Below are 10876 nucleotides of genomic sequence, written 5' to 3'. Positions count from 1 at the left end.
TGAATTTTTCTCTTTTAAGAATCTTTCAGGGTTATCTTGTCATCTGTTGTTTAATTATCAATGTTCTTTGTTTTTGTTGTCTTGCGACAGCTATATTAGATTACCACATCTTTCAGAGCTTGTCAACAATTTTTTTATTTTTTTATTTCATATCTCTTTTTCAAAGCGGAGAAAGAGGGATTTGAACCCTCGCGCCGGTTGCCCGACCTACACCCTTAGCAGGGGCGCCTCTTCGGCCTCTTGAGTATTTCTCCGAATTGTTTTTGATATGATGTTTACATTGCTCTCTTGCAATGCAAAAGTTATTATACTAGAGGATTTTACAAATGTCAACGGTTTTTTTACTTAAATTTGCATATTTTTTAACACCTCTTGAATAACCTGCTCTAGCTGCGGATTTTGCATGCACTTTTTGTCTTTGTAGTCTTCGTATCTTGCGAGAACATACAAGTAGTCTGATAGTCGATTCATGTACTGCATAGCTTTCATATCAACTCCATAATGAAGACTCACCTTTCGAAAACGTCTTTCTGCTCGTCTTGCTACTGCTCTTGCAACATCAAGACGCGCGGAAGATTCACACCCTCCATATAAAATAAATTTCTTTTCTCTTGGAAAAGCATTTTCAACCTTATCAATTTGTTTTTCTATATAAGTAATCTCTTCATCTTTTATTTTAAAGTCCAAATTACGTGGATCCGCAATCCCTGCCATAATGGTAATTAATCTTTCTTGAACAGAAGATAATTCTTTTTTTACATCTTCTGGAACTAGAATTTTTGCTAAGCCGATATTACTGCTCAATTCATCTATCGTTCCCAAAAGTTCTATTCTGTCGTCCGTCTTTGATACGTGAACATCATTCATCAAAGATGTCATCCCGCTATCCCCTTTTTTTGTATATAGCTTCATTCTTTTACCCTCCTCTATTTAAATGCTTGTTTTTTTACAGCCCTTGCGCTGTTAGAGCCCACCATTCTGCATTCTTCTTTTGTAGGTTCTGCATAAAAGGCAACATTTTTTCCAAAATCTATTCCTCTCATTTGAAATGCAATGCTTTTTCCTTTTATTCCTATACCAGATCCAAGCGTCGATTTATTTGCCGCATCCCATGCCAATTGATTCAAGTCTTTTATATCACGTTCTGAAATCTCATAAAAAATTCCTTCTTCCTCAATTCCTGAACATATCTCTCTTAATATTAATTTGTCCGATTCATTTGTATATATGCAAATAGAAGGTCTGCTAGCAATCATCGTTCTTCTCCTATATATGAAACTACTAATCCTGTTGCGACTGCATTTCTCGGTCCTTCCAGACCACGTATATTTCCTCGTCCACAGACAATCTTGTATTTTGCAAACTCTTCCATCAACATCTCGGGAATCTCAAAATCCTCTGCGGATCCTCCAACCAAAACTACATTGGAGATATTGTTTAAGTTATGGTGCTGTGCAACTTTCTCCAAAGCTCTCAGCGCATTTGTCACAAATACTTTTTGTTTTGCTTCCCGCCTCACTTGAACAATCTTTTCCATTGGAATCTCTTCTTCTATACGAATGAATCCACTTTCAGAAAGCATGACAACACGACCGTAAAATCTCGGATCGATCGAATCTTCCATAAAAGTAATCTGTCCATTTTCCATGCGCATATGGAATAGACTTTCCACTTTTGCCAAAGGATATTTTTTTATCTGCTCTGCAATATGTCTGTCTGAAAGTCCAAGTTCCGTCTGAATAAGCATAGAGACTAACTCACCTGCCCCTGCCTGATGTGTAATTGTAACTTTTCCATCTTCTGTAATCAATGCTGCATCTGTGGAGCCGCCACCCATGTCTAAAATAGCCAGTGGTAATTGTGTTCCCGGCGTCGTCACAGCACCTAAACTTGCCATGACAGCCTCCACCCCCGCAACTACAACATCTGTCTTCAACTCTGTTTTTAATTTATCTGCGATCTTTTGCATCGGAAGATGTCTTGTCTTTACCATTGCCGCAATTCCAACCGCTTTTTCAAGACAAGTTTCTCCTGCTAAGGCTCCGGAAATCAACACCGGCGCCATTGTATCCACCGCAAGAATATCTGTAATATGAATTTCCTCTGTTGTATCATCCAATTTTGCCATACCATTTCTGATATTCGCAAACATATTTCCAATATTTGTGCCTGCTTGACCTTGGATATCGTAGATTTCACCTGCATCTGACACCGTCTGCATAATTTTTTCTGCACCTTCATCAATATTAATTGAATGATTTTTCTCTGCTTTGAAATAAATCTCTCCTGCCGGAAGTACATTCTCCTGTACATTTCCGCCTGGTGTCTTTAAAACTACCGCACTTCTTTTACCAATCAGACTTTTTGCAATCGGAGTAATCATGCGGGTCTCTTGTGCATTTAATTTTAAAAGTGTAGCAATACCATATGGGTTTGAAAGCATTCGTATCGTCTGTCCCGGAAGGGCAACTTCGATTGCAGCCATCACGCCGGCAGGGAGTTTATCAATTTTTGCAACTTCATCGATAATTGGAACCTTTTTCTGAAGTCGATTTTCCACTAGCACAGCTTCATCCGCCTGTAAAATGATGCCGGTAATATCTAGTTTTTCTGCTGCCTTATTAATAATTGCGGCTACGACTTCGTAAGAATATTCCTTTGATGCCGCTATGATATAGGGCTTCCCCGGTTCTGCTTTCGTCCCTTCTCCAAGTACGAGAATCTCGCCGACTGCCTGTCCCGCCCCCGCAGGTGTAGATGGATTGTGCCCAATCATAGAAGAATCTGTGATAATTGTCTCCGTCAACGTCTCCATCGCTGTATCGCCTATTACCGGCGCAGCCTCATTTAATCGAATCAATGAGATATCTGCAATCTCCTTGTTAATCTTACTCATCGCAGCTTTTAAAGCTGTTTTTATTGCATGCGTATTTTCAACTGTTCCTTTCGTACCAGTTGTTGGACATGAAGCGCTTGACAAAAAGACTACTTTGCCCTCTAAAGTAATCTCGCCGATACAAACTTCTGTTGTTGAATTACCAATATCTACCCCTGCGATATATTTCAAAGCAAAATCCCTCTTTTCTCATACACTTCTGCTGCTTCCATCACAAGTCTCGCACAATTTTTTGCATTATACTTTTCTACAAGTTCTTTTGCCATCATAACAAGTTCAAGCTTTGTGGAACGGTTCGGACGAAGCTTATCATACATTTTCAAAATCACATCATCCGGAACATCCACTAATTCTGCTGCCCGCTCAAAATTTTTCTCCATCGGATCATTGCCGTTTTCCTTTGCAACCTGTCCCTGTGCTTTTAACATTTCTTTCGAAATTTTAATATCCTCTGATGAAATGCGACCTTTTGTAATCTCATCCAATGTAATCTCCGTCAATTTTTTTCCTGTCTTTGAATAAATACGGTCTTTCTCGTGTTCACCTAATGGGTATCTCATTTTATTTTCCCTCCCATTCAATTATTCCAACTTCCGGGTCTAGCTGCTCTGTCTCCGCAATATGCATTAACGCAGCTTTTACCTGATATTTTGGTCTGGACATCGGGTCATTCGTACATGGAATCGGAACTACCTGTTCCCCTTTTACATATTTTGCTGCATTTTTTCCAATCTGACGGTATATCTCCAACGTCATCAAAGGTGCCTGTGGAAACAGTTCCAAATTTGAAAGCGGGTATAGGTCTTTCTGATGAATGACAGTTGTACCTTTAGATTGGATTCCAACACCAATTCCTGAACCGGAAAGCTTCGCCGCTTCCAACGCCATAAAACACACATCTGAGGTATCCAAAATTTTGACAACTCTTGCATTCATTCCCTCTTCTTCAATGCCCGCCTTTATATTGCGTAATACATCTTCCAATGGAATGCCACAGATTGTCTTTTTTATCTCCATCTGAAATGCAGCACCTACGCCAATTACAATTTCTTTCGGATCTGTTCCTTTCTTTGCTCTCGGATAGTCAACATAAGATGTCTTTTTTTCATTAATGCGGTCACGTCCTACCATAGAAGGAATCTCAGAAGAAGAACTCACTCTTTTTGCACTCTCGGACTGATTGATTTGCTCAATTACAGTGTCTATTATCTTTCTTATTAAATCTTCATTAATCTGCATGTCTTCTCCTCCTAAATATCCTGTGGGTTAATAATATGAGGAATCTTTTTAATCTCTTCCCAGCGTTTTCCCTCAACACGATATCCCGTTCCCGGTCCCATATAGTCATTCGGTGTATTTACACCAGATAACACTTTGAAATCACGATCCAAAATAGCTGAAGTCTGCATATAATCTCCAACCACTCTCTGCTTTAACATATTTAGAACACTCTCAGCAATATCTTCATATCCGGACTCAGCCAATGCTTTTACAATATCAACACCTGTAATTCCCCGTTTCAGAACATCTTCTGCCGCCATAAGATCTGCCGTTACATCTCTTGGAAGCGTATCTTTACTTCCATGAGCATAGGTGACAGCTTCCACCTGTTCATCTGTAACAGGTGACAGCGCTAGTTGTCTGAATACAGCCTGAACAGCCTTTGCCGCTTTATTTCTCACTTGAATAACTTCTTCTTCTGTAACCGGACGAAGACCACCATCTACCTGCATATCTCTTTGTAAAACATTATAGTCATCAAAATCTTCCGCATCAAAATTAGATCCAGCAAACATGTTGTCATAATTCGGCTCTGCTGCATATCCCGAGAATATGAAATCTGTTCCCGGCAAAAACTGCAGCATTGTTCTAGCAGTACGCCGCATATCGGAGTTTGAAAAACTTTGATCGTTGGAAGAAGCACACTCCAATCCCAAAAGTGCAGCAACCAGATTCTCTGCAATTACTTCACGGATTCCGCCCGGAACTGCCCCCGGAACACCAATACAGCTTACCGAACCATTTTGAATCCCCTGACTTCCAGCTCCTTTCGTCACATACAAACATCTGCACTCCAGATATAGCATTGATTTCTTTTCGCTGTTTCCCATTAAAACTTCTGAACCGGAACCAGATGTAAATCGCACTTTCAGACCTCTTGACGCATATGCTGAATTCAAAAATGCTTTTGAATATGGTGTATCATCACCATCAATAAATACTTTTTCTGTTCCATATACGGAAAGTGTCTCTGCATATGTAGTAAGTCCCCTAATGCCTAACTCAAGTTCTGTAGCCTCTTCTGCTGAACATTGTGTCAGAACTCCAGGACGTCCAACCTGAGAACCGATCAGCAATGCTATGGAACTAAGTGGTGCGTACCTCGCAACACCCATTGTTGTCTCTTCCTCTGCAAAACCTCGCAGTGCACCTTCTGCTGCGTCCGCTGCAATTTGAATAGGATCATCTTTTAAGTTCGTGATATGAGCCTGATTTCCCGGAGTTTTTCTCGCACGAATCTTCTGCATTCCCATCATAAGTTCCACCACATTCAGGTAATTTATCACTTCCACCATTTTTGCCGGTGTAATTCCTGTAATCAGCTCTAAAATCTCTTTCCTAGAAACGTGAATATCTACAATCCTTCTTGCTATGTCAAGTGATGGAACTGACATAGACTTTTCTGTTCTCTCGATGTTGATTGCGTAATCGGCAATAAACTGGTCAATAAAGTCAAAATCTTCTCTTTTCTTCCCATCTAATTCTACAATCTTTCCACCCTCAACTTTAATAGAAGGCTTTGGATCGTATGGACTGCTCATTGCCACAAAGCCCATCTCCGGCCATTCATTGATATATCCATCCATATTCACCGGGCGCTTGTCCAATGTTTCAATACGTTTTGATCTTTTCATTCTTTCTTCTCCTTACCGGATTCCCCATAATTTACAACTCTTACTGCAGATCAATAAATTCTGCACTCATTTACTTGTATTATACATTAAATCCAATAAAATAGCAATGAAACAATCCAAAACTTCGGCAAGATTCCACATTTTTAAATTCAAAAACCACACAAAACAACATTCCGACCCTTAGATTGCATTATATTTACTCTTCTCCTATCGCTCATTCTCCTTGATAACTTCCTCAATCCGTCTTTTTACTTCCCCTGCTATCTCGACCGTCTTCATGTCTTTGTACTCTTCATAAAGCATCGGTTTTAAGAAATGTACCTGTACATCAACCTGTGAAATTGTCTTTGTATCAAATGGTTTGAAAGAATCAATCAATGCAATCGGTACAATCGGACATTTTGCTTTTGTGGCTGCTTTGAAGCTTCCACCTTTAAATTCTCCGACTTGATTTCCATTTTTTGATCTTGTTCCTTCCGGAAAAATGAGATAGTTTCGTCCGTTTTTTACTTCTTCTGACACTGCCATGATAACTTTCATGGACTGTCTCACATCATCACGATCGATTGTAAATGCTTTCATGCAGGCGAATACCTGTTTTAAAAATTGCACATTTCTCACTTCCTGTTTTGCAACAACAGAAAATGGATGTTCCGGGCAGGCATCTACAATCGCAAGTACATCATACAGTCCCTGATGATTCGGAAAGAACATAAATCCATCTTCTTTCGGTATATTGTCCTGTCCATGCACATCAATATGCACATTTCCGCCTCGATTAGCTCGTTTTACAATGAATTTCAACATGTCATAGCGCTGCTTTTCTGTGTATTTTTCCACATGACTTGCATAATAGCACAGCTTGCACCACATATATGGAACAAGCAGAATATTTCGGAATACCATCATTAAAATTCTTTTCATCTTTTTGCCCTCTTTTATTTTTTATACTGTTCTATTGCAGTTTCGTACAGATTATTGCCTTCGCAGTCAATTACAACGATAACGGGAAAATTTTTTACAGTCAGACGACGTACTGCCTCTGTTCCGAGATCGTCGTAGGCTACCACCTCGGACTCCTGAATACATTTTGAAAGAAGAGCCCCTGCACCTCCGACTGCCGCAAAATAAACTGATTGATTACGAATGATTGCATCTATGACTTCTTTGGACCGTTTTCCTTTTCCAATCATCCCGCCAAGTCCTAAGTCTAGCAGCTTCGGTGTGTATTTATCCATACGGCTTGCGGTCGTCGGTCCAGCAGATCCGATTACCCGCCCCTCTCTCGCCGGAGACGGTCCCATATAATAGACAATCTCATCTTTGAGCGGAACCGGAAGTTCTTTTCCTTCCCGCAATGTCTCATCCATTCTTTTATGCGCTGCATCACGTGCTGTATAAATTGTTCCTGTGATATATACATAATCTCCGGCACGCAGTGTTTTTACGATTTCTTTTTCCAGTGGTGCTTTTATATATTTTTCCATAATGACCTCCTATAATACACGAACAATATGACGGTTCACATGACAGCAAATATTAATTGCAACCGGAAGTCCGGCAATATGAGTTGGATAGGTGTTGATATTTACCGCAAGAGCCGTCGTGGTTCCTCCAAGACCTCCTGGTCCGATTCCAAGACTGTTGATCTTCGCAAGTAATTCTTCTTCCATCTCTTTGACATACTGAATATCAGAGTGTGTTCCGACTTCTCTTGTCAATGCCTCTTTTGCCATAAGTGCACATTTTTCAAATGTGCCTCCAATTCCAACTCCCACTACCATCGGTGGACATGCATTCGGACCTGCTTCTTTAACAGCTGTCAGGACCGCTTCTTTGACACCTTCTACTCCGTCTGCCGGTTTTAGCATAAAAACACGGCTCATATTCTCACTTCCAAATCCTTTCGGTGCAACTTTGATTTTTACTTGCGAGCCTTCCACAATTTTATAATGAATGACCGCAGGTGTGTTATCTTTTGTATTTTCACGAATAAGAGGATCTTTGACGACGGATTTTCGTAAAAATCCGTCCACATATCCCTGACGTACCCCCTCATTGACCGCATCCTCCAATGAACCACCTTGCAAATGGACATCCTGTCCGATTTCCAAAAAAATCACTGCCATTCCTGTATCCTGGCAAATTGGTATCATATCATCTGCAGCAATCTGAAGATTCTCCTCAAGCTGTTCTAATATCTGTTTTCCAAGAGGTGATTGCTCTGTTTTTTCGGCTTGCTTCATTGCTCTTTCCATATCTTCGGATAGAAAATGGTTCGCTTCGATACACATTTCTTTTATATTTGTTGTAATTTCTTTTATATTGATTGTACGAATCACGTAAGTCACTCCTTTCAGGCTGAAAGAGCCAAAATATAATATGTATTATCATATCATATTCTGGCTCTTCTTTCTATTTTTTATTTGTCCGTCAAATATTGTTCTGCCTCTTTTACAGCCTGCATTTTTGCATAGTTCCACTTGCGTATATCCAAATTCCGATATCTTCTCTTTATGTCAGAGAAATAATTTTTCAATACATTTTGGGGTTGCTCCAAATCATCATAATACCAATAATCATTTTCACTCCATGTAATCTCTTGTGGCTGAATCTTGGCAATTGCTGGAGCTGCATCATCGGATAAACTATAAACAAGATAATTCAGTTCTCCCATATTTATATTTTCTGTATTTGCAATATTATATGTTGCAATCCAATAGTCTGGTCTCGCCAAAGAAAATACAATATAACAACAGCCAACTACCAGCATGATATAGCGAAACAACGGAAATTTCTTTTTATAAATGCTAAGAATTGTTCCGAGCATTACCAATGTAAGTGTTCCCAAAAACCAAAGCACAAACATCCGTAAAAATGTAAGATGATAAACATCTACATACATCCACATGCGGTACGCAGATGAAAAAATCATAATAAACGTACACATGCAAATGATTGCAAGGATTCCTTTTAAAATCTTATTTTCTTGAAACAAATAGATACTTACGAGCACCATCAAAAAGTTAATAATACTGACAAAGAGAAGTTCCCAAAATCCGGAACGTGCATACTCTGCATAAGTGATTTCTGCTGGAATTCCACCATCCTGTCCTATGAACAGATATATAATTTGAATCACACTGTAAAAAAGATATATTACTGCGATAACAGATGTAAATGTAATTCCTACTATCGGATTGCATTTCTTTCCTCTCATCTCTGTTTCCTCTTCTGGTTGGTATCTGCATAGTGCACTGAAAAATGCATAACATAAAATACACATTATCAAAGCCATCATACAAATTCCAAAAATATTCCCAAATTGAATATGGCTTGTTATATTTCCAAAATACATCTCAAAGATACGATCTGAATGTACGAGCAACGGAAGAATGATCAATAAAAGTCCTGCTGCAATTACCGCTCCGACTAAAATATACATTGCAATCCTTTTCTGTTTTGATGATTTTGGTGCAATATACGCTGCCGCATGACGGAACGGATAGACGATACTCCCAAGCGTTATTCCAATTACCACAATTATATTTCTAAAGTATACTTGAAAGCTCCAATCTAGGTCTTTGTAAAACTGATGTATCATCATTACAACAAACAATAAAAAGATTCCAACCCAGTTAAAAAATATGATAAATGCATTGGTCGTCATAAAGCTTGAAATTGCAAGCAATATCATCCCTACAATATAAATCCATGTATATCTTCGGATTGTAAGCCCAATCTTTTTCACATATCGAACTCCAAACAATATTGTAACCACAATAAGAATCGGAAATGTAACACCATTGAAGTTACTGTACATACAAAATGCAAATATCATTCCGTATAAAAGACTCATTAGACCAAAGAATGGAAATTGTGTTTCCATTTTGCTAATCAATGTTTTTTCCATAATGTCACCTCTTTTTTCTTGTCAAGAATAAAAATACAATCTGTATTATCCAACAAATCACACTTATGAAAGCAATTCCATTCAAATGTATCTGCCAAAATGACAGGTTTGACGCATAGTTATCGGCTAATACACCAAAAAAGAAATAGATTGATATGAGTGCAAACAGAACCATTGTGGAAATTACGAGAAAAACTGTTCTGCAATTTTTCTTTTTTATATTTGCCACTGTTGTAATAACAGTAATTCCGCCAAGCACATATATTGCAATCATAACAAAATAAAAATAGTTCATTACATCTGTCAAAGTATTCATGCTATCCTCTCCTTTTCAATATCACTCTTCTTCATCGGGAACATACTCAATAATATCTCCCGGCTGACAATCAAGCGCCTTACATATTGCTTCCAATGTAGAAAAACGAATTGCTTTTGCTTTATTATTTTTTAAAATAGATAAGTTTGCCATCGTGATATCCACCTCTTTTGAAAGCTCTGTCAGTCCCTTTTTCCTCTGTGCCATGACGACGTCTAAGTTAATGATAATTCCCATATGGCACCTCCCTAAATTGTAAGATCATTTTCTTCTTTGTAATTGATTGCCTGGCGAAAAACACAGGATAATACAATACAAAAAAGTGCTGCGATGAAAAATACAAGAATAATAATCAATGTGGCCGGTGTTGGGACAAAAAATACTTTTAAAATAAATAAAATAGAAATACTAAAACTGCAGACTGACATAATTTCTAAACTTTTTACATTCTGCCACACAAAGCAATCATCACAAATTACCGTCTTCATCATTTTACGGAGCTGTCCTAAAATAAATATTCCAAATATAGATGATGCCGCAAATACAACCAGCATCTTGTAATAATTCTGAGCAATTGCTACTGAATAGTATTCTCCTGCTAATTTTAGAGTGAACGGCAAAGTCACAACAACTATTATTCCAGAAAAATACATGATATCTAATATGATTTTTGTAAATTTAATAATTTTTTCTTCTCTCATAGCTTTTTCCTTTCTTTTAATGTCCTCAAACTTCCCACACCAATAAGGTGTGATTAACCTTGAAAATTCAATATTTCAGCCAATTAAAAAGGCATAAATACGTTCCTTTGGTATAATGGAATTGTCGAAAAACCA

General features: G+C 38.3%; 13 protein-coding genes and 1 tRNA gene. All 14 read right to left on the bottom strand.

Features of this window, described 5'->3' with window-relative positions:
* Positions 1-166: 166 nt before the first annotated feature.
* Positions 167-254, bottom strand: a tRNA-Ser gene (locus ACTQXY_RS14325).
* A gap of 91 nt (positions 255-345) precedes the next feature.
* Positions 346-912, bottom strand: a complete 567-nt coding sequence (locus ACTQXY_RS14320) for a cob(I)yrinic acid a,c-diamide adenosyltransferase (protein ID WP_441660024.1) — start codon at positions 910-912, stop codon at positions 346-348.
* A 14-nt stretch (positions 913-926) separates the two neighbouring features.
* Positions 927-1256: a glycerol dehydratase reactivase beta/small subunit family protein gene (locus ACTQXY_RS14315; protein WP_441660023.1), complete on the bottom strand. Its 330-nt coding sequence runs from the start codon at positions 1254-1256 to the stop codon at positions 927-929.
* The gene (locus ACTQXY_RS14310; protein ID WP_441660022.1) at positions 1253-3067 is read right to left on the bottom strand and encodes a diol dehydratase reactivase subunit alpha; all 1815 of its coding nucleotides are present in this window, start codon (positions 3065-3067) and stop codon (positions 1253-1255) included. Before ACTQXY_RS14310 ends, ACTQXY_RS14315 begins: the two co-directional genes overlap by 4 nt.
* On the bottom strand, positions 3064-3456 hold the full coding sequence (locus ACTQXY_RS14305; protein WP_441660021.1) for a diol dehydratase small subunit: 393 nt from the start codon (positions 3454-3456) through the stop codon (positions 3064-3066). Before ACTQXY_RS14305 ends, ACTQXY_RS14310 begins: the two co-directional genes overlap by 4 nt.
* Position 3457: 1 nt before the next feature.
* Entirely contained in the window at positions 3458-4135 is a 678-nt protein-coding gene (locus ACTQXY_RS14300; RefSeq protein WP_441660020.1) for a propanediol/glycerol family dehydratase medium subunit, read from the bottom strand.
* Positions 4136-4146: 11 nt separating this feature from the next.
* The gene (locus tag ACTQXY_RS14295; RefSeq protein ID WP_441660019.1) at positions 4147-5811 is read right to left on the bottom strand and encodes a propanediol/glycerol family dehydratase large subunit; all 1665 of its coding nucleotides are present in this window, start codon (positions 5809-5811) and stop codon (positions 4147-4149) included.
* A gap of 207 nt (positions 5812-6018) precedes the next feature.
* On the bottom strand, positions 6019-6735 hold the full coding sequence (locus ACTQXY_RS14290) for a 1-acylglycerol-3-phosphate O-acyltransferase (protein ID WP_441660018.1): 717 nt from the start codon (positions 6733-6735) through the stop codon (positions 6019-6021).
* A gap of 14 nt (positions 6736-6749) precedes the next feature.
* Complete coding sequence (locus tag ACTQXY_RS14285; RefSeq protein ID WP_177614182.1) at positions 6750-7298, bottom strand: Fe-S-containing hydro-lyase; 549 nt, start codon at positions 7296-7298, stop codon at positions 6750-6752.
* Between the two features lie 9 nt (positions 7299-7307).
* Positions 7308-8153, bottom strand: coding sequence for a fumarate hydratase (locus tag ACTQXY_RS14280; RefSeq protein WP_441660017.1), 846 nt, complete (start codon positions 8151-8153; stop codon positions 7308-7310).
* Positions 8154-8233: 80 nt separating this feature from the next.
* Positions 8234-9724 carry a DUF4153 domain-containing protein gene (locus ACTQXY_RS14275; RefSeq protein WP_441660016.1) on the bottom strand — a complete coding sequence of 497 codons (1491 nt, stop codon included), beginning with the start codon at positions 9722-9724 and terminating at the stop codon, positions 8234-8236.
* A gap of 4 nt (positions 9725-9728) precedes the next feature.
* Complete coding sequence (locus tag ACTQXY_RS14270) at positions 9729-10040, bottom strand: hypothetical protein (protein ID WP_441660015.1); 312 nt, start codon at positions 10038-10040, stop codon at positions 9729-9731.
* A 21-nt stretch (positions 10041-10061) separates the two neighbouring features.
* Positions 10062-10277: a helix-turn-helix domain-containing protein gene (locus ACTQXY_RS14265; RefSeq protein WP_004613310.1), complete on the bottom strand. Its 216-nt coding sequence runs from the start codon at positions 10275-10277 to the stop codon at positions 10062-10064.
* A gap of 11 nt (positions 10278-10288) precedes the next feature.
* On the bottom strand, positions 10289-10741 hold the full coding sequence (locus ACTQXY_RS14260) for a DUF2975 domain-containing protein (RefSeq protein WP_441660014.1): 453 nt from the start codon (positions 10739-10741) through the stop codon (positions 10289-10291).
* Between the last annotated feature and the right edge of the window lie 135 nt (positions 10742-10876).

The sequence above is a fragment of the Faecalimonas sp. LCP19S3_D12 genome (genome assembly GCF_052121495.1).
Lineage (GTDB): Bacteria > Bacillota > Clostridia > Lachnospirales > Lachnospiraceae > Faecalimonas.
This window is presented reverse-complemented; position numbering and strand designations above follow the sequence as displayed.

Bases quoted from the DNA above. Each gene is read 5' to 3' on its own strand.
- ACTQXY_RS14315 (WP_441660023.1), bottom strand. From the start codon at position 1,256: ATGATTGCTAGCAGACCTTCTATTTGCATATATACAAATGAATCGGAC.
- ACTQXY_RS14320 (WP_441660024.1), bottom strand. From the start codon at position 912: ATGAAGCTATATACAAAAAAAGGGGATAGCGGGATGACATCTTTGATG.
- ACTQXY_RS14270 (WP_441660015.1), bottom strand. From the start codon at position 10,040: ATGAATACTTTGACAGATGTAATGAACTATTTTTATTTTGTTATGATT.
- ACTQXY_RS14260 (WP_441660014.1), bottom strand. From the start codon at position 10,741: ATGAGAGAAGAAAAAATTATTAAATTTACAAAAATCATATTAGATATC.
- ACTQXY_RS14300 (WP_441660020.1), bottom strand. From the start codon at position 4,135: ATGCAGATTAATGAAGATTTAATAAGAAAGATAATAGACACTGTAATT.
- ACTQXY_RS14290 (WP_441660018.1), bottom strand. From the start codon at position 6,735: ATGAAAAGAATTTTAATGATGGTATTCCGAAATATTCTGCTTGTTCCA.
- ACTQXY_RS14265 (WP_004613310.1), bottom strand. From the start codon at position 10,277: ATGGGAATTATCATTAACTTAGACGTCGTCATGGCACAGAGGAAAAAG.
- ACTQXY_RS14295 (WP_441660019.1), bottom strand. From the start codon at position 5,811: ATGAAAAGATCAAAACGTATTGAAACATTGGACAAGCGCCCGGTGAAT.
- ACTQXY_RS14285 (WP_177614182.1), bottom strand. From the start codon at position 7,298: ATGGAAAAATATATAAAAGCACCACTGGAAAAAGAAATCGTAAAAACA.
- ACTQXY_RS14275 (WP_441660016.1), bottom strand. From the start codon at position 9,724: ATGGAAAAAACATTGATTAGCAAAATGGAAACACAATTTCCATTCTTT.
- ACTQXY_RS14305 (WP_441660021.1), bottom strand. From the start codon at position 3,456: ATGAGATACCCATTAGGTGAACACGAGAAAGACCGTATTTATTCAAAG.